Below are 21,464 nucleotides of genomic sequence, written 5' to 3' on the forward strand. Positions count from 1 at the left end.
CCGTTGGAGCATTGGCCCCAACGCAGGTTCGGCCGTCGCCGATTCATCTAGTTCCTTGGGGATTTTTTTCGTGAATACCGCTTGTCGTCACGCTCGCAACAAAACTCCGGTCCGCGCGACCCTTACCGCTTCCTTGCTGCTGGCCATGGGCCTGGCGCCGTCGATCGCAATGGCAACTGATTGCGACACCGTCACACCGGGCCAGACCCAGTGCACCGGCGCCACCGCGACCGGCGCGTTCGCTACCGCCATCGGCAACCTCGCCAACGCCAGCGGCGCCAACAGCTCCGCTGTCGGCGTCAATGCCAAGGCCACCAACACCAACACTTCCGCGTTCGGCAACAACGCCAATGCGAGCGGTACGAACGCCACCGCGGTCGGCAACAACGCCGTCGCCAGCGGCAACAACAGCTCGGCCTTCGGCAACGGCGCCAAGGGCATCGGCGTGAACTCCAACGCGGTGGGCTATCTGGCGAATGCCCAGGGCGCCTACAGCAACGCGTTCGGCGCTTACACCAACGCCACCGGCAACAGCAGCTCGGCCTTCGGCAACTTCGCCACTGCCAGCGCCACCGCCACCACCGCCCTCGGCCGATCCTCGAAGGCGACCGCCGCCAACGCCACTGCCGTCGGTGACCGCGCCAATGCCGCCGGTGCCTACTCCACGGCCCTCGGTGCCCGCGCCTCAGCGGCCGGCCTCTGGAGCACGGCCGTCGGCAAGTCGACGAACGCCAGCGGCGGCTACAGCACCGCCATCGGTGCCCAGGCAAAAGCGACGGGGATGCTGAGCCAGGCCATCGGCACGGTCACGGAAGCCACGGGCCTGTACGCGATCGCCATGGGCTTGGATTCGCACGCGATGGCACAGAACGCCCTCGCCGTGGGTTCGTATGCCCGCGCGCTGAACAACTACGCAATCGCCATGGGCACCGGTGCGTACGCCACCGGCGCCTGGTCGATCTCGTTCGGCAATGAGTCGTTCGCCAACGGCTTCGACGCGATCGCGATCGGTGCCTACGCGGCCGGCATCGGCGAAGAAGCCATCGCCATGGGCACCAATGCCTGGGGCAGCGGCAAGCATGGCGTTGCGATCGGCGAGATGTCGACCGCCGCAGCCGACTGGAGCACCGGCGTCGGCGCGTTTGCCAACGCCTACAGCTTCGCCAGCACCGCGATCGGCACCTACTCCAACGCGTTCGGCGCCTTCAGCAACGCCACCGGTGCCTATGCGTGGACGGCGGGCGATTTCGCCAGCGCCACCGGCGCCTATGCCACGGCCCTCGGCACGATGAGCACCGCCGAAGGTGCATATGCGCAGGCGCGTGGCCACAACAGCGTCGCGACGGGCTCCTACAGCCTCGCTGTCGGTGACTTCAGCACGGCCGTCGGCTCGCTGGCGACCGCGGGTGGTGTCTCCAGCGTCGCACTCGGCGACACGTCGGCCTCGGTCGGCGACTACAGCACCGCACTCGGTGCGTACAGCATGGCGACCGGCCTGGGCAGCAATGCGACCGGCTACTACGCCACCGCCTCGGGCGAAGGCGCCTCGGCGATCGGCATGAACAGCAATGCCATCGGCAGGGACAGCGTCGCGCTGGGTTCGTTCTCGGTCGCCGACCGCGACAACACGATCTCTGTCGGCTCGGCCGGCGCCGAACGCCAGATCACCAACGTCGCCGCCGGTACCGAATCGACCGACGCGGTGAACAAGTCGCAGCTCGACTCGCTCGCAGCGTCCATGGCCGGCGTCAGCGAATACTTCGTTGCCGAAGGCACCCTCGACGGCAGCGATGCCGCCTACGCCACCGGCGGCCGTTCGATCGCATCGGGCGCGGAATCGCAGGCGACCGGTTTCTGGTCGTCGGCTGTCGGCACCGGCGCGCAGGCGACCAACGGTTTCGCCACCGCCCTTGGCGGCGGCGCCTATGCCTACGGTTACGAGAGCACCGCAGTCGGCGCCCTTGCTGAAGCGCGTGGCTCCTACAGCGCGGCGTTCGGTTCGGCGCTGGCCTTCGGCCAAGGCACGACGGCGCTGGGCACCTGGGCGTTCGCAGGCGGCGACTTCGACTGGACCGGCGCGGGTGGCCGCCCGGGCAACATCGTCGAGATCCTGAACGGCACGGCGGTCGGCTTCTCGGCCTCGGCCTCGGCGGACGATGCGACCTCGCTCGGCGCCAATGCCAAGGCACGTGGCGTGGCCAGCACCGCGATCGGTTCGGGCGCGAAGGTCGACTTCGGCGTCGACAATGCCGTCGCACTCGGCGCCGGTTCGTACAACGATCGCGCCAACACGGTCTCGGTCGGCGCCGCTGGTGCCGAACGCCAGATCACCAACGTCGCTGCCGGTACGGAAGACACCGACGCGATCAACCTCGGCCAGCTCAACACCAGGCTGGCCACGATCGGCGCGGACACGTTCGCCCAGCTCGACAGCGTCGCTGCCGCGCTCGGTGGCGGCGCCGCGATCAACGGCAACGGCCTGCTCGCTTCGCCCACCTACAGCATCCAGGGCGGCAGCTACTACAGCGTCGGCGACGCCTTCGCTGCGTTCGACTCGTCGTTGAGCAGCCTGAGCACGCGCATGAGCTGGATGGAGAGCAGCCCGGGCTACGGTCTGCCGATGGGCGACGGCAATGGCCTGGCCATCGGTAGCGGCAGCCACGCGGAAGACGTCCGTGACACCGCCTACGGCACCGGCGCTTCCGTGCACGCCGACGGCAGCACCGCGCTCGGCAGCAACAGCGTGATCGACGCTGCCGCGACCAATGCGGTCGCGATTGGTGCCGACACCCACGTCAGCGCCGCCAGCGGTACCGCCATTGGCCAGGGTGCCACGGTCAGCGCCGCGGGTTCCGTGGCGATCGGCCAGGGCTCGGTGGCCGACCAGGCCAACACCGTGTCGATGGGCAGCGCCACGCAGCAGCGTCGCGTGACCAACGTCGCCGCCGGCACTGCCGCAACGGATGCCGCCAACGTCGGCCAGATGCAGGCCGGTGATGCTGCAACGCTGGCGTCGGCCCATGCCTACACCGACACCACCGCCACGCAGACGCTGACCCGCGCCAACAGCTACACCGACACCAAGCTGCAGTTGATGAACGACCAGTTCACCCAGATCGGTTCGCGCCTGGACAAGCAGGACCAGCGCATCGACCGCGAAGGTGCGATGAGCGCGGCAATGATGAACATGGCGATCAACACGGCCAACAGCCGTAGTCCGCGCGGCCGCATCGGCGTCGGCGCTGGCTGGCAGAACGGCGAGAGCGCGTTGTCGGTGGGCTACTCCAAGCAGATCGGCGAGCGTGCGTCGTTCAGCCTGGGCGGCGCCTTCAGCAGCGACGACCAGTCGATCGGCGCCGGCTTCGGTATCGATCTTTAAGGCCCCGGCCCGCGCGTCATCTACATCATCCAACACATATCAGGAAAGAAAATCATGTCTTCTCTCGCAAAGGCCCTGTCAGTGGCCGTTCTCATGGGTACCGCCGGCCAGTCGGTCGCGGCCATCAACGGGGCCGCGGTCGACCGCGCCCTGACCGCCATCCGCATGAACCCGACGGCGACCCGCCTGTCCGCTGCCGACGGCTTCACCGCGCGCAGCGTGATCGTCGACGCCAACGGCACCGAGCACGTGCGCATGGACCGCACCTACCGTGGCCTGCCCGTGATCGGCGGCGACATGGTCGTGCACTCCCGCGCCGGCGTGGTGCAGGGCACCAGCGTGACGCTGGCTGCGCCGATCAACGTTGGCGTCACCCCGGCCCTGTCGGCCGACGCCGCCATCACCGCCGCAGGCGTGCAGTTCGGCACCCGTTTCGAGGCCGTGCCGAGCGCCAGCCTGGTGGTCTTCGCCGGACGCGCCACGCCGAAGCTGGCCTATGACGTGCTGTACACCGGCACCGCGAACGACGGCACGCCGCAGCGCATGCACTACTACGTCGACGCCCTCGACGGCGCGATCCTGGCCAAGGAAGACGCCGTGAAGACCGGCATCCTGCCCGGCACCGGCTCACAGACCGGCACGCCGTCGACGCCGCCGGTCGTCACGCCGGCTACCGGTCCGGGCTATTCGCTGTTCGCGGGCACGGTTCCGCTGAATACGCAGTGGAACGCGACCCGTCGCATCTATGAATTGAAGGACTCGACCCGCGGCGACACCCACATCACCGACATGGGCAACGGCTACCGCGGCGCTGGCACGTTGATGGTCGATGCCGACAACAAGTGGGGCAACGCCGCCCTCAGCGATCGCGTCAGCACCGGCGTCGATGCGGCCTACGGCTTCGCCAAGACCTGGGATTACTACAAGGACAACTTCGGCCGCAACGGCATCCGCGGTGACGGCGTCGGCGCGTACGGCGCGGTCCACTACTCGCTGAACTACGTCAACGCGTTCTGGAGCGACGACTGCTTCTGCATGTCCTTCGGCGACGGCAACGGCACCACCGTGCGTCCGCTGGTGGCGATCGACATCGTCGGCCACGAAGTGAGCCATGGCGTGACCGCGGCCACCGCCAAGCTGATCTACAACAGCGAGTCGGGCGGCCTGAACGAAGCCAACTCGGACATCTTCGGCACGATGATCGAGTACTACGCCAACAATGCGAACCAGCCGCCGAACTACGTGATCGGCGAACAGATCTTCGCCACGCCGGCCTGGAACAAGTTCATCCGCACGATGTTCAAGCCGAACCTGGATGGCACCTCGCCGGACTGCTACCCGAGCGCCACCACCCCGTCGAACGGAATCACCTTGGGCAACTTCAAGGCCATGGACGTGCACTACTCCTCGGGCGTGGCGAACCACTTCTTCTACCTGCTCGCCGAAGGCGCAGTGGTGCCGGCCGGCTACGGCGCGGGCACCCCGGCCAACCTGACTCCGGGCCAGCCTGGTCTGCAACGGCAACACCACGCTCGCCGGCATCGGCCGCGACGCCGCCCAGCAGATCTGGTACCGCGCCCTGACGGTGTACATGACCTCGAACACCGACTATGCCGGTGCGCGCGTCGCCACCCTCAACGCCGCCGCCGACCTGTACGGTGCCGGCTCGGTGCAGCAGCAGGCCGTGGCCGACACCTGGGCGGCCGTCTACATGCCCTGAGAAACCCGGCATACGTCGCGTCGTCCCCGTGAGGGCGGCGCGATGTGTAACCGGTGAGAACCCGCCGCTCGGCGGGTTCTTTTTTTGGGGCGTCGATGCGCATAGCGGGCGGGCGTACCGCAGCGGCCGTCACGGCATCCGCCCCGCCAGGGGGCGTTTCACGCGCGTCTTTTTGTTGTCCGGCAGGGGGCGATGGAGCCCGGCATCAAAACTGCTTGCTGTATCCGATCATGAAGCCCCGGTCTGGCAGGACGCCCATTATCAGTGGCGTCTTCCTGCCGTGAGCGTACACGCCGAAGGCCGCACCCACGGCCGCGCCAACGACGACGTCACTCTGCCAATGGCCGTGGACCTTCACCCGCGCTATCGCGTCGTAGACCGGCAAGACAGACAACAGGTACACGCTCGGGTGGTCCTGGTGGTACTCGGCGATGAAGGGGGTGACGACGGCGCTGAGTTCGGCGACTTCGCCGCTTGGGAAGCTCTGGTGCGGGGGGCCATCGAAGAAGTCGCTGGGGTCGGAATTCTCCCGGGGCCGCTCGCGCGAGAACACATATTTCATGACGGTGGTCGTGCCCGCGGTGAGCACCATCGAATCCATGGCCTGGTCGAACGTGTGCCCCAGTCGCGAGTCGCTATCGACAAACAGGGCGCCGCCCAACACGGTCAGCGCCGCCCCTGTCGCGACTGCCTTCTGGATATTGCGATTCCAGATGCCCGAGTCGTCGAACTCGACCATGTGGTCGATCAGCAGTGGACCGCCTGCGAGGGACGGGATGGGCGTCAAGGCCACGGCGCATGCGAAGGCGAAGGGGAGCGCGCGCACGGAGCGAAGGTTCATGCCGCGAACGACCTGAGGGCCGATTGCCATCGCACACATCCCAGATAGTTGTCCTGGATTTGATGCTTGGCCACCGTTTGTCGAAAGAAAGTAGGAGCTGCGAGGCCTGCCCAGGTCCTGCAAGTTCGCCTCCCGGCCGTTGATGGTCAGCGTGGTCGTGGCGTTCCTTGTCGTGACCTTGATGCGGGAGGACATGTCTCTCCCGGGCTTGAGTTCCGCGGCCCCCTGGGAGGTCCGGAAAATTATTGAAGCCACGCGGCGTCGAAGACGACGCCTGTGCACGGTGGCGCGCGTTCATCCAGTGCGTGCGTAGGGCTAAGGGCCAATTGTCGGGCCATAGGGACGGGATTAGCGTCCAACGGATGCCGCGCTATCGCCGGAAGTCGTCGTCGTGGACGACACGAGGCGGGCTGCGCCCGTCCTGCCAGTGCCACCGCCACTTGGGCACATGGCTTGCAGGGCGAGGGACGGCGACACCCTCTCAACACGACCGTGCAACCGACAGCGAGGAGCACCATGAACGACGCCACTGAATCCAAGGGGATGGAACTGTCCTCCGTCTTCGCCGCTGCGTCGGCACGCGCCGGGCTCTGGCGCCATCTGAATGCCATGGCACGCGCATGGGCCGGTGCTGCCGGCGCCGGGTCGCGGTCGTCGGAACTGCATGGAAAGACCGGCCGCCTGCTTCGCGCGATCAGCCGTTTCGAGTACTGCTGGGCCTACCCGGGGCAGCGCCTGCTCGATGCGATCCGCGCCGCGCATGAGGGCGGGGATGCCGCCACGTTTTCCCGCCTGGTGCAGAAGGTCTCGGGCGCCCTGTTGTCGGGCGATTACCGGCAGCATGAATCGGCCTGGCAGGCGGGCGCGGACACCGAGGCGAGCCTGCTCGACGTATTGCCACCCGACACCGACGGCGGTCCGCTGGCCCGCCCCTATTTCGAAGTCCTTTTCGTCACGCCCGGCGATCCTTCGGGTTGGCAGCGATCCACCGACGACATGCGGCGCATGCGCCGCAGTGACGACCAGTTCGTGTATTCGCCCGTGCACGTCGCCAGCTTCGAGGACGCCGCGCTGGCCGCCATGCTCAACACCACGCTGCAGGCGGTGGTGATCATCGACGGCTTCGGCTACGAGACGGCGCATGACATTCCCGATCTGGAGGCCTTCCTCGACCGCCACATCGATGTCGACCGCAACAGTGTCGAGCCGGGCAAGCTCGCCACGACGCTCGCCAGCGCCCTCAAGGACGTGCGGCCCGAACTCGACATCTACCTGCTTTCCGACCGCGCGCCCGAGAAGCTCGCCGGCAGTGAAGAGGCGGCGCCGATCCGCCGCCTGTTCCACCACGTCGAAGAGCCGATGGAGATCCACCTGTCGCTGCTGGACGGCGTCAAGGACCGCTACGAAACCCCGTACTTCGACAACCTGAAGAAATACGCGCTGCGCCCCATCGGTACCTTCCACGCGCTGCCGATCGCCCGCGGCAAGTCGGTGTTCTCGTCGAACTGGATCCGCGACATGGGGCAGTTCTACGGCACCAATATCCTGTTCGCGGAATCGTCGGCGACGACCGGCGGGCTCGACAGCCTGCTGGAGCCGACCGGTACCATCAAACGTGCGCAGGAAGCCGCGGCGCGGGCGTTCGGCGCCAAGCGTGCGTACTTCGGCACCAACGGCACGTCCACCTCCAACAAGATCGTCGTGCAGGCAGTGTGCAAGCCGGGCGACATCGTGATCGTCGACCGCAACTGCCACAAATCGCACCATTATGGATTCGTTCTGAGTGGCGCCCAGCCGTACTACGTGGAAGCGTTTCCGCTGACCCAGTACTCGATGTATGGCGCGGTGCCGCTGCGCACGATCAAGCACGCGCTCCTGCAGTGCCAGGCCGAGGGCAAGCTCGATCGCGTCAAGGTGATCGACATGACCAACTGCACCTTCGACGGGCACATGTACAACCCGCGCCGGGTGATGGAGGAATGCCTCGCCATCAAGCCCGACCTGGTGTTCCTGTGGGACGAGGCGTGGTTCGGCTTTGCACGGTTCAGCGCCCTGCATCGGCGCCGCACGGCCATGGGCGCCGCGGCGGCACTCACGCGCCGCTACCGCAGCAAGAAATATCGCGAGGAATACGCCAAGTGGAAGGCCGAGAACAACGACGGAAAGCTCGACGGCAAGGACGCCTCGCTGCTCGACAAGCGCCTGATGCCCGATCCCGACAAGGTGCGCATCCGCGTCTACCAGACCAATTCGACCCACAAGTCGATGTCTGCGTTCCGCCAGGGTTCGATGATGCTGGTGTGGGACGAGGACTTCCACCACGTCGAAGGCCCGTTCGAGGAAGCGTTCTTCGCGCATACCTCGACCTCGCCGAACCTGCAGCTCATCGCATCCCTCGACCTGGCGCGCCGCCAGATGGAACTCGAGGGCTATGAATTGACGTTGCAGATGACCGATCTGGCGCTCCGCATCCGCCGGGCGATCAACACGCATCCGCTGATCTCCAAGTACTTCCACGTCGCCACGCCGGAGGACATGATCCCGGCGGAATTCCGCGAGTCCGGCATCAAGGACTACGGCGGCAGCGAGGGGAACTGGGACGAGATCGTCGAGGCCTGGAACAACGACGAGTTCGCGCTGGATCCCACGCGTCTCACCCTGGTGTGTGGCGCGGCGGGCTTCGACGGCACGCAGTTCAAGGGAATTCTGGCCGAACGCTTCGACATCCAGATCAACAAGACATCGCGCAACAGCATTCTGGTGCAGACCAATATCAACAACACGCACAGCGATGCAGCCCTGCTGATCAAGGCGCTCGCCGACCTGTCCCGCGAAATCGAATCGCGGCTGTCGCAAGAGGATGCCAACGGCAAGGCCGTCTTCGATGCGCGGGTCAAGTCGCTGATGACCGACGTGCCGGACCTGCCGAACTTCAGCCGCTTCAACGACTCCTTCCGCGACAATCCGAAGTCGGGCAGCAACGAGGGCCACATGCGCCCGGCGTTCTTCATGGCCTACGACGAGAACAACTGCGAGTTCGTCAAGCTCCACAGCGCGGAGGTAGACAAGCGCCTCACCGACGGACCGGAAATGGTGTCGGCCAACTTCGTGATCCCGTACCCGCCGGGCTTCCCGATCATGGTGCCCGGCCAGGTGATCACCGCGGACACCATCACGTACATGCGCAAGCTCGACGTCAAGGAAATCCACGGCTACCACTCGGCGCACGGCATCAAGTGCCTCAAGCCATCGACCCTGGCCGAGAGCAAGGCATCGTCGACCCACTGAACCGAACACGCACCGTCGCCATACGGAGGCTGCCATGCAAGCGTTCTTTCAGTTCCTGCAGGAAAACCCCTACATCCTGTTGTTCTTCACGGTCGGCATGGCGGTCTGGGTCGGCAAGTTCGCGGTCAAGGGGTATGGATTGGGCATGGTGGCGGCGGCAGTCGTTGTCGGCGCCGCATTGGCCACTTGGGCATCGACCTACGGCGTCAAGCTGCAGCTGGACAACTTTGCCAAGTCGCTCTTCTACTACCTGTTCATGTATGGCGTCGGGCTGCGGGTGGGGCCCGCGTTCTTCAACAGCCTGAAGAAGGACGGCATCAAGTTCACCATCCTCGCGGTGGTATGCGCGGTCCTGGGCCTGGCCCTTGTCGTGATCATGTCGAAAGTGTTCTCGCTCCCGGCGGGCGCGGCCGGCGGCATCCTCGCAGGGTCGCAGACGATGTCGGCAGCGATCGGGACCGCGGAAATGGCCGTGGAGCAGGGCGCGTACAAGCTTCCGGTCGGAACCACCGCCGAACAGGTGTCGGGCATGATCGCGCTCGGTTATGGCGTGACCTATATCTGGGGCACGGTCGGCATCATCCTGATCTGCAAGTACCTGCCACGCTGGTGGGGCATCGATGCGCGCAAGGCTGCGAAGGAATACGAAGCGGCGCACGGCGTGCAGAACGTCGACGACACGGCGCTGACCGGCTACCGCGCGGGTGGCCTGCGTTCGTATCGCATCGATAACCCGACGACTGCAGGCAAGAGCATCGCGCAGTTCCGACAGGCGCATCCGCAGTACCGCATCGCCAATGTAGTGCGCGGGGACGAAGCGCTGGGCGCGTCGCCCGATCTGGTGCTGAAGCAGGGTGACTTTGTTGCCCTGGGGGGGCGCCTCGAGGACCTGACCGCGAACCTCGGCCTGATCGGCGAGGAAGTGGCGAATGCGAAGGTGCTGAACATTCCACTCGACCAGGCCGAGATCCTGCTGACCAACAAGGATTTCGAGGAAAAGCCACTGAAGGCACTGGGCGCTACCGACGTCGGTGGGCAGATCGGCCTGAGTCGCATCGAACGTTCCGGCGAACCGCTGCCACTGGGCACCGAAGTCACGCTCAAGCGCTTCGACGTGCTGTACGTAACCGGTCTGCGCGGCGCGGTCGACAAGGCCGGCGAAGTGCTGGGCAAGATCGCCCGACCGAGTACCTCGACCGACCTGTTGACGCTGTCGGCGGGCATGGTGATCGGCCTGCTGATCGGCAAGATCAACGTGCCCGTGGGCGACTTCTCCGTGGGCCTGGGCAATGCCGGTGGCCTGCTGCTGTCGGGCATCCTGGTGTCGTCGGTGGTGTCGCGCCTGCGCTTCTTCGGCAGCACGCCGAACGCCGCGCGCAACATCCTCGAGGACCTTGGCCTGGTCACGTTCATCGCGATCGTCGGCATCAATGCAGGTGCCACGCTGCTCGAGCAGCTGACCGGCGACGTCGCGGTGAAGATTTTCGTCGCCGGTTTCGTCGCCAGCACGATCCCGCCCTTCGTCACCTGGGCCATCGGCCTGCACATCTTCAAGATCAACCCGGCGGTGCTGATGGGCGGCGTGGCAGGCTCCCGCTCGCATTCCGGCCCGGCCCGCGAGGCCTCCAAGGAGATCGACAGCAGTGTGCCTTGGGTGGGATTCCCGGTCGGTTACGCGGTATCCGGCGTGCTCTACACAGTGTTCGGCTACTTCGCGATGGTGTTGTCGCAGTAGTTCCTTCATTGCGAGGAGTTTCCATGGACGTTCCCATGCTCAACGATTCGCGACGCAGGGTTGGTATCCCGCTGGCATTGACGCTGGCCTGCCTCGCGTACCTTGCTTCGATGCCGGCGCGGGCGCAGCAACCCGCGTCCAAGCCGGCACCGGACGATGCAACGGCGTGGCCAGCGCTTGCGACGGCCGCGCCTGCGGCACCGGCTCCGCAGGCCACATGGGCGGCGCAGCCCGCGCAAACCGGAAATACTCCGCAGGCGGTCCGTACCGCACAGACGGCGCAGAGTCCGCAGCAGGCCATGCAGGTCGCCCAAGCGACCCCGACTGCCCAGGCCGCGCAGCCCGGGCCCGCGAGCTCAGCACCGGTGGAAGAGGAGCAGACCTCGACCGAGCAGGGCCAGACGCACCTGGACGAAAGCTTCGGTCCGCGCTCGCACGACGAATGGGTGCGCGAAACCCGCCGCAAGGCATGGGCGGATACCGACTGGAACATCCAGTTGCGCACGTACTACCTGGATCGCGACAAGTACGACGATTCGCAGAGCGAGGCCTGGGCGATCGGCGGATCCGCCGGTTTCAAGACCGGTTACTTCCGCGAGATATTCTCCCTGGGCGCGACGCTGTACACCTCGCAGAAGCTGCATGGCCCCGACGACAAGGACGGGACGCTGTTGCTGCAGCCCGGCCAGGACGGCTACACGGTACTCGGTGAGCTGTACGGTGAGTTCAAGCTTACCGATGACATCCGCGCGACGGTGGGTGCGCGGGGAATGGACACGCCGTACATCAACCGCAACGACAGCCGGATGACACCCAATACGTTCCTCGCCGCGCTCGTGCAGGGTCAGCACGGCAATGGGACCGACGAGTCGCAATGGCGCTGGGGCGCCGGCTACGTCGACAAGATCAAGGAACGCAATTCCGACAAGTTCGTCTCGATGTCGGACGATGCCGGCGCGCCCGACGACGTCGACCGCGGCGTCTACGCGGTGGGCGCCAACTACAAGCTCGGCGAGCTTTCGGTCGGTGCCATCGATTACTACAGCAACGACATCATCAACATCTTCTACACGGAAGCGAAGTACGGATTCCCGATCGGTGAGAGCCTGAAGCTGCGCATGGCGTTCCAGTACACCGACCAGCAGAGCGTGGGTGACGAACTGCTCCAGGCAACCGGCTTCTCGGCCCATCAGTGGGGCGCGAAGACGGAGCTGGCCTTCGGCGGGGCGTTGATTACGGCGGCCTATACCAGCGCCGGTGGCGACGCGAACATGCAGGCGCCGTGGAGCGGCTACCCGGGTTACACCAGCGTGCAGGTCGAGGATTTCAACCGGGACGGCGAGGATGCATGGATGGCACGCGTGGGCTATACGCCCAAGATGGTCCCGGGGCTGAGCATGTACGCCTTGTATGTCTCCGGCAGCGACCCCGATGACCCGGGGCAGTTCTCGCGCGACGAAACCGACTTCAACGTGCAATGGTCGCCGCCCGAAGGCGTGCTCAAGGGCCTGATGCTGCGCCTGCGCTATGCCAAGGTGGACCAGGACAACAACACCGACCTGAGCGACCTGCGCGTGATGGTGTTCTACGACGTGCAGATGTGAGGCCTGCTGCTGGCTTTCCGTGGGAGTGCAAGTTCGGGTATAAACCGTGCAGCAGATCGGGTGGCAACCGGGATGGCGTCCTTTGTAGGCCACCGATTCGCGAGCCGGCTGGCTCGAGCCAACGAAGCCTGGCGTATGCCAGGCTTTTTTGTGCAGGTAAGCTTGCTCCATGCCTGGGTGGCGAAACCGGTATACGCAGCGGACTTAAAATCCGCCGGGGGCAACCCCATGCGGGTTCGAGTCCCGCCCCAGGCACCATAGCGTTCATGGCCGCACGACGGTCGAGCAAGGACAGGACGAATGCTGGATCCCCGCAACGCGCGCATCGCCGTGGTCGGCTTGGGTTATGTCGGCCTTCCACTCGCCATCGAATTCGGCATGCAGTACGACACCCTGGGTTACGACATCGACGCGCAGCGTGTCGCCAGCCTGAGCGAGGGCAGGGACGACAACCACGAAAGCAGCGCCGGGGAGATTGCCTCGGCGTCGAGGCTGCGCTTCAGTGCCGATCCGGCCGACCTGCCTGCATGCAACGTCTACGTCGTCACCGTTCCCACGCCGGTGGACGTCCACAAGCGCCCGGACTTCGCGCCGCTCATCGCGGCCAGCCGCGCCATCGGCGCGGTGCTGTCGCACGGCGACACCGTGATCTACGAGTCCACCGTATATCCGGGCGCCACGGAGGAGATCTGCGTGCCCGCGCTCGAAGCCGCGTCCGGGCTGCGCCTCAATGTGGGCTTCTTCGTGGGCTACAGCCCGGAGCGCATCAATCCCGGTGATCGTCGCCGCCGCCTGGTCGACATCCCCAAGGTGACCTCTGGCTCGACGCCGGAGGCCGCCGATTTCGTCGATGCGCTCTACCGCAGCATCATCACGGCCGGCACCCACAAGGCCTCGAGCCTGCGCGTGGCCGAAGCCGCGAAGGTCATCGAGAACACCCAGCGCGACGCCAATATCGCCCTGGTCAACGAATTCGCGCTGATCTTCCAGCGGCTGGGCATCGACACCACCGAAGTGCTGGAAGCGGCGGGCACGAAGTGGAATTTCCTGCCGTTCCGCCCGGGGCTCGTGGGCGGGCACTGCATCGGCGTCGATCCGTACTACCTGATCCAGAAGGCGCAGACGGCGGGCTACTACCCCGACATCCTGCTCGCCTGCCGCCGCATCAATGATGCGATGGGCGAGCACGTCGCCAATGAAGTCATCAAGCTGATGATCCAGCGCGATATCCCGGTAGCCGGATCGCGCATCCTGATCCTGGGCCTGGCGTTCAAGGAGAACTGCGCCGACCTGCGCAATACGCGCGTGGTCGAGCTGGTCCAGCGCTTCCGCGAATACCGGGCGAATGTGGACATCCACGATCCGTGGGTGGATGCTGCCATCGCCAAGGACGAATACGGCGTGGACGTGTTGTCTACCGACCCGCAGGCCGGCAGCTACGACGCGATCATCCTCGCCGTGGCGCACGACCAGTACCGGGAACTCGGTGCCCAGGGCGTACGTCTATACGGGCGCAGCAACGCGCTGCTGTACGACATCAAGAGCCTGTATCCGCGCGACAGCGTCGACGCCAGGCTCTAGCGACCGGCCGCGGCGGCCGGGTACCAACCGGGAGGAGCCATGCGCCACGCCACCTATTACGCCTGCCTGCTGCTCTTCGCCGTCGCGCTGGGCCTGGCTGCCTGGCTGGGCGGTGGTTGGTGGGTGGCGGTGGTGGCGTTCGGCCTGCTTTCCGCCCTGGGCACTTCGGACGTGATGCAGAAGCGCAGCACCCTACGCCGCAACTATCCGATCCTCGCGCATTTTCGTTTCGGGCTGGAGTCCATCGGGCCGGAGATGCGCCAGTACTTCATCGAGTCCGATACCGCGGAGACACCGTTCTCGCGGGACCAGCGCGCACTGGTCTACCAGCGCTCGAAGGCGATCAACGACACGCGCCCGTTCGGCACGTTGCAGGATGTGTACGGCCCCGACTACGAATGGATCAACCATTCGCTGGTACCCGCGCATCCGGAGTCGCACAACTTCCGCCTCATGATCGGCGAGAACAGCGCGCAGCCGTATTCGGCCAGCGTGTTCAACATCTCCGCCATGAGTTTCGGTGCGTTGTCGGCCAACGCGATCCGCGCATTGAACCAGGGCGCGAAGCTGGGCGGCTTCTACCACGACACGGGCGAGGGTTCGATCTCGCCCTACCACCGCGAGAACGGCGGCGACCTGGTGTGGGAGATCGGCTCGGGCTATTTCGGTTGCCGCGACGAGAAGGCCGGATTCGACCTCGAGAAATTCATCGCCAACGCACGTGACCCGCAGGTCAAGATGATCGAGATCAAGCTGTCGCAGGGCGCCAAGCCAGGCCACGGCGGCGTGCTGCCGGCAGCGAAGGTGAGCGCGGAGATCTCGGCCACGCGCGGCGTGCCGATGGGCGTCGATTGCGTGTCGCCCGCGCAGCACAGCGCATTCCGCACGCCGATCGAGCTGCTCCAGTTCGTGGCGCGGCTGCGCGACGCCAGCGGCGGCAAGCCGACCGGATTCAAGCTGGCGATCGGGCATCCGTGGGAATGGTTCGGGATCGCCAAGGCGATGCACGAGACCGGGATTCTCCCGGACTTCATCGTCGTCGACGGTGCCGAAGGCGGCACGGGCGCCGCACCGGCGGAGTTCGTCGACCACGTCGGCGTGCCGATGCATGAAGCGTTGATGCTCGTGCACAACACGCTGGTCGGCCTGGACCTGCGCGGCAGTCTGCGCGTCGGCGCCGCGGGCCGCATCACCAGCGCCTTCGACATCGCCCGCACCATGGCGATGGGCGCGGACTGGTGCAACGCCGCGCGCGGCTTCATGTTCGCGCTGGGCTGCATCCAGTCGCAGAGTTGCCACACCGATCGCTGTCCCACCGGCGTGGCCACGCAGGATCCGTCGCGCTGGCGCCACCTGGACGTACCGGACAAGGCGACGCGGGTGGCCCACTTCCACCAGAACACATTGAAGGCGCTGCGCGACCTGCTGGCGGCCGCGGGGCTGGAGCATCCGGGCCAAGTCGGGCCCGAGCACATCCTGCGGCGCCTATCGCAGATCGAAGTGCGGTCGCTGGCGGCGATCTACCGGTTCCTCGAACCCGGCGACCTGTTGCGCAAGCTGCCGGACCACGCGGTATTCCGGGACTTCTGGGCAGAGGCGCGCAGCGATTCGTTCGCCCCGCCTGATCGCGTGCGGCGCATGCGCGACAGCAAGGCCTGGTAGACGGTCTGGACAGTCAGTCTTGGAGCCGGCAGGACAGGAATCCTCAGAGCAGCGTCAGCACCTGTTCCGGCGGACGCCCGATCACGGCGCGGCCAGCGTGCACGAAGATCGGCCGTTCGATCAGGCGTGGGTGCGCCACCATCGCGTCGATCAGTGCGTCATCCGGTAGCGAAGCATCGGCGAGTCCGAGCGCCGCATATTCGTCTTCGCCGGTACGCAGCAGGGCGCGCGCGGGCAGGGCAAGCAGCCGCAGCAATTCGCGCAGCTCGTCGCGGGTCGGCGGCGTATCCAGGTAAGCGATCACGCGCGGCTCGATGCCGCGTTCATGTATCAGGTCCAGCGCGCCGCGCGACTTGGAACAACGCGGGTTGTGGTACAGGCGGGTGTCGTCCATTGCGGGCTCCGGAAACAAAAAAGCCGGCTTGCGCCGGCCTTCCGCGTACCTGCAGGCGAGGCCTGGCAGTACCAATGTGGTGGGCGGTGCAGGGTTCGAACCTGCGACCCTTGCCGTGTGAAGGCAATGCTCTACCGCTGAGCTAACCGCCCGAATACAGTGCCCATGCAGTTGCTATAGCCCTGCCGGGGCCGCGCACTATACAGCAACTCCAATGGCGGATGCCAGCCATGCGGGTGGTTACACTCGCGGCGGCCAAATCCCGGAATCGCCATGCTCGACCTGCACTGCCACATCCTGCCCGGTATCGACGACGGCGCGGTCGACCTGGACATGGCCCTGCAGATGGCGCGCATCGCGGCCGCGGACGGCATCACCACGATCGCGTGCACGCCGCACATCTATCCGGGCGTCTACGACAACAATGCCACCGCGATCAGGAACGCCATTGCGGCCTTCCAGGCCGAACTGGACCAGCGCGGCATCGCCCTGCGCCTGCTGGAGGGGGCCGACGTCCACGTCGATCCCGACCTGGTCGCGGGGATCCGCAACGGCCGCATTCCGACGCTTGCCGGTTCGCGCTATCTGCTGCTGGAACCGCCGCACCATGTCGCGCCGCCGCGCTTCGAGGACCTCGTTTTCGAGGTGATGACCGCGGGCTACGTGCCGGTGATCACCCATCCTGAACGGCTGACCTGGGTGGAGACGCACTACGACCTGTTCACACGGCTCAGCCAGCGCGGCGCCTGGATGCAGGTCACCGCGGGCGCACTGACGGGGCGGTTTGGCCGGCGGGTGCGTTACTGGGGCGAGCGTTTCGTCGGTGACGGGCATTGCATGGTGCTCGCCACCGACGCCCACCACCCGGAGCGCCGTCCGCCGCTGCTGGCGGAGGCACGCGAAGCCGCCGCCGCCCTGGTGGGACGCGAGGAATCCGGGCACATGGTGCATACCCGCCCGCAGGGAGTCGTGGAAAACCAGCCACCTGAACAGCTGCCATTGGCCCTCCACGCCACAGTTGGCTTCGCTCCGCCCAAAAGGGCCGCAGAAGGGCAGATCCTGACGCGGCTGCTGCGCACTCTGCGTGGACGCTGAGCCTTCTTTAGTCTTTGTGCCGGGGCCGCAGCATCTGCATAATGCGTTTCGAATCAAGGGTTTCTGGGGATTCCGTTTTGTTGAATTTTGTCCGAGCGGCGGTAGTCGCTTGCCTGCTGTTGTTCCTGTCCGGATGCGCGAGCAAGGGTAGTGTTCTCCCTTCGTCGTTCCCGCAGGTCGACAACGCAGTCGCAGTCGACGCCAGCGAGTACCACATCGGCTCGCGCGATCTCCTCACCATCACCGTGTTCCAGATCAAGGATCTGGATCGCGAAGTGCGCGTCAACAACGCGGGCCAGATCTCCCTGCCGCTGGTGGGCGCGATCAAGGCCGCCGGCCGCACCGTGGGCGAGCTCGAACAGGACATCGCAAGCGGCTATCGCGCGCACTACCTGCAGGACCCGCAGGTCAACGTCTTCGTCAAGGAATTCGCCAGCCAGCGCGTGACCATCAATGGTGCGGTCAAGAAGACCGGCATCTTCCCGATGACCTCGCGCCTGTCGCTGCTGCAGGCCGTCTCGCTCTCCGAAGGTCTCTCCGACACCGCCAATGAGAACAACGTGGTCGTCTTCCGTCGTGCCGGCGACAAGCAAATGGTCGCGCGTTTCGACCTCGAGGCGATCCGCGAAGGCCGCAGCCCGGACCCCGAGATCCTCGGTGACGACATTGTCGTCGTCGACGAATCGGAAGGCGAAGTCTGGCTCAAGCGTTTCATCCAGATCGCGCCGATCCTGACGGCGTGGGTCTTCTACACCAACAACAATTGATGAACATCCAGACCCATTCGGGCATGAGCCTGCCCGCCGCGCCGCAAAACGAGCGCGACGCCGACGAAATCGACCTCCTCCAGTACTGGAACATCCTGCGCGACAACCGCTGGCTGGTAGCGGGCGTGATGGCCGCCGTGGTCGCCGTGGTCGTGGTCCTGACCCTGCTGGCCACGCCGATCTATCGCGCCAGTTCGCTGCTGCAGATCGAGCGCGAAAGCCTGCAGGTCGTGAACGTCGAAGGCGTCGTGCCGCAGGAGCAGGGCTACTACGGCGACGACTTCTACCAGACCCAGTACGAGCTGCTGGCCAGCAACAGCCTTGCGCTGCGCGTGGTGCAGGACCTCAATCTCACCGCGCATCCGTACTTCAAGCCCATGCTCGAAGGTATCGGCGATAAGGACCGTGCCGCGGTGCGCCAGCAGGAAAAGCAGCGCGCGCTCGCCAACATGCTGCTGGGCGAGCTCAACGTCGAGCCGATCCGTAACTCGCGCCTGGTCCGCATCAACATCGACTCGCCCGATCCCAAGGTCGCCGCGCGCATCGCCGACGCCTGGGGCCAGGCCTACATCGCCTCCAGCCTCGAGCGGCGGTTCGAAGCCTCGTCCTACGCGGGCAAGTACCTCGAAGAGCGCCTGGCGCAGCTCAAGGCCAAGCTCGAGGATTCGGAAAAGTCGCTCGTCCAGTTCGCCACGCGGGAGCAGATCGTCTCGGTCGGCGAGGACAAGCCGTCGCTGTCCGCACAGAACCTGTCCGAGCTCAATGCTTCGCTCGCGCGCGCGCAGGATGAACGCATCCGCGCCGAAGCCGAGTGGACGCAGGCCGCGCAGGGCGACGGTTCGGGCATGCCGCAGGTCGTCGCCAATTCCCTGATCCAGCGCCTGCGCGAAGAGCGCTCCAAGGTGCAGGCCGAGTACCAGGAGAAGCTGCGCACCTTCAAGCCGGACTATCCGGACATGCTGCGCCTGAGCGGGCAGATCGCCGAGATCGACCGCCAGATCGGCGGTGAGGTGGCGAACATCCGCGCCTCGGTCAAGGCGAGTTACGACGCGGCCGTGGCCCAGGAAACGATGCTCACCGAGCGCATCGGTGGACTCAAGGGCGACGTGCTCGACCTGCAGAGCCGCAGCATCCAGTACAACATCCTCAAGCGCGAAGCCGAGACCAACCGCCAGCTCTACGACGGCCTGCTGCAGCGCTACAAGGAAATCGGCGTGGCCGGTGGCGTGGGCGCCAACAACATCTTCGTGGTCGATCGCGCAGAAGTGCCCGAAGGCCCGTACAAGCCCAGCCTGTTCCGCAACCTCGCGCTGGGCCTCCTGGTCGGCTCGATGCTGGGCGTGCTTGCCGCATTCGCGCGCCACTACCTCGACCGCACCATCCATTCGCCGAAGATGCTTGAGTCGCTCACTCAGCGTCCGGTGCTCGGCATCGTGCCGCGCCTGACCGGCGGCATCACGCCGACGCAGGCGTCGACCGACCTGCGCTCGCCGTTCGCGGAAGCCTATCGCTCGGTGCGCACGGCGCTGCAGTTCGCGACTTCGCATGGCCTGCCGTACAGCCTGCTGGTGACCAGTGCGGGGGCGAGCGAAGGCAAGACCACCACCGCGACCGAGCTGGCGCGCAACATCGCGCAGCTGGGCAAGCGCGTGGTCCTGATCGACGCCGACCTGCGCAATCCGTCCCTGCACAAGCTCCTGGGGGCCTCCAATTCAGTGGGCCTGTCCAACGTCCTGGCTGGCGCGGCCGGCATGGAAGGCGCGGTGCAGGCGACGAAGGACGCGAACCTGAGCGTCATCACTTCCGGACCGCTGCCGCCGAATCCGCCGGAACTGCTCGCCGGCGACGCACTGGCTGCGCTGCTGGAATCGCTGCGCCAGCACTTCGACATGGTCATCCTGGACGGCCCGCCGGTGCTGGGCCTGGCCGATGCGCCGCTGCTCAGCCACCGCGCCGAGGCCACGCTGCTCGTCGCGACCGCCGAGCAGACCCGCACCGACAACCTGCAGGGCGCGATGCAGCGCCTCCTCGTCGCGCGCGCCCACGTGCTCGGCTCGGTGCTCACGCGCTTCGAGCTGCGCAAGGGCGACAACTACGGTTACGGCGGCTACACCCAGTACAGCTACGGCGGCGAGCGCTAAGCGCAGAGGCCGGGCAGGGGATGAAGGTCGTGCGCATCGTCATCGTCGCCGTGCTGCTCGGCATGGGCGCATGGATGGCGATCGCGCTGTCGCACGTCGATGCGGACATCGGTGCGCCGGCGGGTCCCGATCGCCTGATGGGCGCGATCGACAGCGGTGCTGCCGCCGGCAAGGCAGCCATCGCCCGCGACATCCTGCGCCAGCATCCGATCGACGGTCGCGCCTTCCGCGTGCTGGCCCAGGCCGAAGCCGATCCTGCCCGCGCCGACAGTTTCCTCGCCATCGCCGTGCGCCGTGCGCCGCGCGATCGCCTGGCCCGCGCTGCCGCCATCGACCGCGCCTTCGCACGCGGCGATGTCGAGAACGGTCTCCTGCACCTGGACGCGCTGTTGCGCGTGGCGCCCGGCGTGCGCGAGGAGATGTTGCAACGCCTGGCTGGCCTGCTCGAACACGAAGAGATCCAGGCCGCATTGCTGCCGCGCCTGGCGTTGGCTCCCAACTGGCGTCCCGCACTCGCCACGGTACTGAAGTCGCCACAGGTTCCGGCCGCCCCCGCCGCGGCGCTGCTGGAACGCCTCGGTAAACGCACCGCGTTGCAGCCCGGCGAAGTCGACGCCTACGTGACCCTGCTCAACCGCCTGGGCCGGAACGCCGAAGCGCGCCGGGCCTGGTGGCAGTCGCTGCCGGTTTCCGTGCGGGGCGGCGACGCCAACGGATTGTTCGACGGCGGTTTCGAGCAGCCCGATGTCGCGGGTGGCTTCGGTTGGCGAATCGCCACCCAGCCGGGCCTGACGACTGCCTATGACGACATCGATCCCCTCGAGGGCGCGCGCTCGCTGGTGCTCGACTTCGATGGCCGCGCCGTCGCGGACCTCGGCGTCGAACAGTCGCTGGCCTTGCGCCCGGGCCGCTACCGGTTGGCGGCCGGCGTGGAAAACAACACCAGTGCGGCGCGTCCCTTCCTGCTCGAAGTAGCCTGCCAGGGCGCCCCGGCCCCGCAGCTGTCCCTCGAACTGCCCTCCGCGACGCGCACGCCAGACTGGCAGCGCAGCCAGGGCGAGTTCGACGTGCCGGCCGCATGTTCCGGGCAGATCCTGCGACTCCGCCTTGCCGCCCGGTCGCTGCAGGAGCGGATGGTGTCCGGTACTTTGCGACTCGACGCCATCCGCTTGAATCCCTTGGGGAACCAAGGCCCGCAGCCGGCCTCGCAACCCTTGCGGTGACCGTAGGCTGGCATTACTCTTGCTACCGCAAAGT

Annotated in this window: 11 protein-coding genes, 2 tRNA genes and 3 pseudogenes; 13 read left to right on the plus strand and 3 right to left on the minus strand. The window is 66.4% G+C overall.

Annotation, left to right across the window (positions count from 1 at the left end; all coding sequences use genetic code 11):
• The first annotated feature begins 169 nt into the window (after window positions 1-169).
• Window positions 170-3,379, plus strand: a complete 3,210-nt coding sequence (locus tag ACYVGE_RS03640; RefSeq protein WP_460727103.1) for a hypothetical protein — start codon at window positions 170-172, stop codon at window positions 3,377-3,379.
• Window positions 3,380-3,433: 54 nt separating this feature from the next.
• A pseudogene (locus ACYVGE_RS03645) lies at window positions 3,434-5,099 on the plus strand (M4 family metallopeptidase).
• A 205-nt stretch (window positions 5,100-5,304) separates the two neighbouring features.
• Here ACYVGE_RS03645 and ACYVGE_RS03650 read toward each other — a convergent pair.
• Window positions 5,305-5,940 carry a phosphatase PAP2 family protein gene (locus tag ACYVGE_RS03650; RefSeq protein ID WP_460727105.1) on the minus strand — a complete coding sequence of 212 codons (636 nt, stop codon included), beginning with the start codon at window positions 5,938-5,940 and terminating at the stop codon, window positions 5,305-5,307.
• 516 nt (window positions 5,941-6,456) lie between these two features.
• On the opposite strand from ACYVGE_RS03650, the gene ACYVGE_RS03655 reads away from it, so the two are divergent.
• From ACYVGE_RS03655 to ACYVGE_RS03680, 6 genes are all read left to right on the plus strand, one after another.
• Window positions 6,457-9,228, plus strand: coding sequence for an aminotransferase class I/II-fold pyridoxal phosphate-dependent enzyme (locus tag ACYVGE_RS03655; protein ID WP_460727107.1), 2,772 nt, complete (start codon window positions 6,457-6,459; stop codon window positions 9,226-9,228).
• A 34-nt stretch (window positions 9,229-9,262) separates the two neighbouring features.
• The gene (locus ACYVGE_RS03660) at window positions 9,263-10,963 is read left to right on the plus strand and encodes an aspartate:alanine exchanger family transporter (protein WP_460727109.1); all 1,701 of its coding nucleotides are present in this window, start codon (window positions 9,263-9,265) and stop codon (window positions 10,961-10,963) included.
• Window positions 10,964-10,986: 23 nt separating this feature from the next.
• Entirely contained in the window at window positions 10,987-12,567 is a 1,581-nt protein-coding gene (locus ACYVGE_RS03665) for an OprD family outer membrane porin (RefSeq protein WP_460727111.1), read from the plus strand.
• 171 nt (window positions 12,568-12,738) lie between these two features.
• Window positions 12,739-12,825: transfer RNA gene (locus ACYVGE_RS03670), tRNA-Leu, on the plus strand.
• Window positions 12,826-12,867: 42 nt separating this feature from the next.
• Window positions 12,868-14,148, plus strand: a complete 1,281-nt coding sequence (locus ACYVGE_RS03675; protein WP_460727112.1) for a nucleotide sugar dehydrogenase — start codon at window positions 12,868-12,870, stop codon at window positions 14,146-14,148.
• Window positions 14,149-14,187: 39 nt separating this feature from the next.
• Window positions 14,188-15,810, plus strand: a complete 1,623-nt coding sequence (locus ACYVGE_RS03680; protein ID WP_460727114.1) for an FMN-binding glutamate synthase family protein — start codon at window positions 14,188-14,190, stop codon at window positions 15,808-15,810.
• 43 nt (window positions 15,811-15,853) lie between these two features.
• Here the strand turns inward: ACYVGE_RS03680 and arsC are convergent, their stop codons facing one another.
• Both arsC and ACYVGE_RS03690 read right to left on the minus strand, forming a co-directional pair.
• On the minus strand, window positions 15,854-16,204 hold the full coding sequence (gene arsC, locus ACYVGE_RS03685) for an arsenate reductase (glutaredoxin) (RefSeq protein ID WP_460727116.1): 351 nt from the start codon (window positions 16,202-16,204) through the stop codon (window positions 15,854-15,856).
• Window positions 16,205-16,281: 77 nt separating this feature from the next.
• A tRNA-Val gene (locus ACYVGE_RS03690) sits at window positions 16,282-16,356 on the minus strand.
• A gap of 121 nt (window positions 16,357-16,477) precedes the next feature.
• Here ACYVGE_RS03690 and ACYVGE_RS03695 point away from each other — a divergent pair.
• The 5 genes and pseudogenes from ACYVGE_RS03695 to ACYVGE_RS03715 all read left to right on the plus strand — a co-directional run bounded on the left by ACYVGE_RS03695 (window position 16,478) and on the right by ACYVGE_RS03715 (window position 21,430).
• On the plus strand, window positions 16,478-17,299 hold the full coding sequence (locus ACYVGE_RS03695; RefSeq protein ID WP_460727118.1) for a tyrosine-protein phosphatase: 822 nt from the start codon (window positions 16,478-16,480) through the stop codon (window positions 17,297-17,299).
• Window positions 17,300-17,379: 80 nt separating this feature from the next.
• Entirely contained in the window at window positions 17,380-18,066 is a 687-nt protein-coding gene (locus ACYVGE_RS03700) for a polysaccharide biosynthesis/export family protein (RefSeq protein WP_460727120.1), read from the plus strand.
• Window positions 18,067-18,089: 23 nt separating this feature from the next.
• Window positions 18,090-19,436 (plus strand): annotated as a pseudogene (locus ACYVGE_RS03705) (GumC family protein); the annotation flags it as partial.
• A 141-nt stretch (window positions 19,437-19,577) separates the two neighbouring features.
• Window positions 19,578-20,207 (plus strand): annotated as a pseudogene (locus tag ACYVGE_RS03710) (CpsD/CapB family tyrosine-protein kinase); the annotation flags it as partial.
• 29 nt (window positions 20,208-20,236) lie between these two features.
• Window positions 20,237-21,430 (plus strand): hypothetical protein, encoded by a 1,194-nt coding sequence (locus ACYVGE_RS03715; protein ID WP_460727122.1) that lies wholly within the window; start codon window positions 20,237-20,239, stop codon window positions 21,428-21,430.
• The last annotated feature ends 34 nt before the right edge of the window (window positions 21,431-21,464 follow it).

The sequence above is a fragment of the Lysobacter rhizosphaerae genome (assembly GCF_054779795.1).

Coding starts and splice junctions, on each gene's coding strand:
- ACYVGE_RS03640 (WP_460727103.1), top strand. CDS start 170: ATGGCAACTGATTGCGACACCGTCACACCGGGCCAGACCCAGTGCACC.
- ACYVGE_RS03650 (WP_460727105.1), bottom strand. CDS start 5,940: ATGAACCTTCGCTCCGTGCGCGCGCTCCCCTTCGCCTTCGCATGCGCC.
- ACYVGE_RS03655 (WP_460727107.1), top strand. CDS start 6,457: ATGAACGACGCCACTGAATCCAAGGGGATGGAACTGTCCTCCGTCTTC.
- ACYVGE_RS03660 (WP_460727109.1), top strand. CDS start 9,263: ATGCAAGCGTTCTTTCAGTTCCTGCAGGAAAACCCCTACATCCTGTTG.
- ACYVGE_RS03665 (WP_460727111.1), top strand. CDS start 10,987: ATGGACGTTCCCATGCTCAACGATTCGCGACGCAGGGTTGGTATCCCG.
- ACYVGE_RS03675 (WP_460727112.1), top strand. CDS start 12,868: ATGCTGGATCCCCGCAACGCGCGCATCGCCGTGGTCGGCTTGGGTTAT.
- ACYVGE_RS03680 (WP_460727114.1), top strand. CDS start 14,188: ATGCGCCACGCCACCTATTACGCCTGCCTGCTGCTCTTCGCCGTCGCG.
- arsC (WP_460727116.1), bottom strand. CDS start 16,204: ATGGACGACACCCGCCTGTACCACAACCCGCGTTGTTCCAAGTCGCGC.
- ACYVGE_RS03695 (WP_460727118.1), top strand. CDS start 16,478: ATGCTCGACCTGCACTGCCACATCCTGCCCGGTATCGACGACGGCGCG.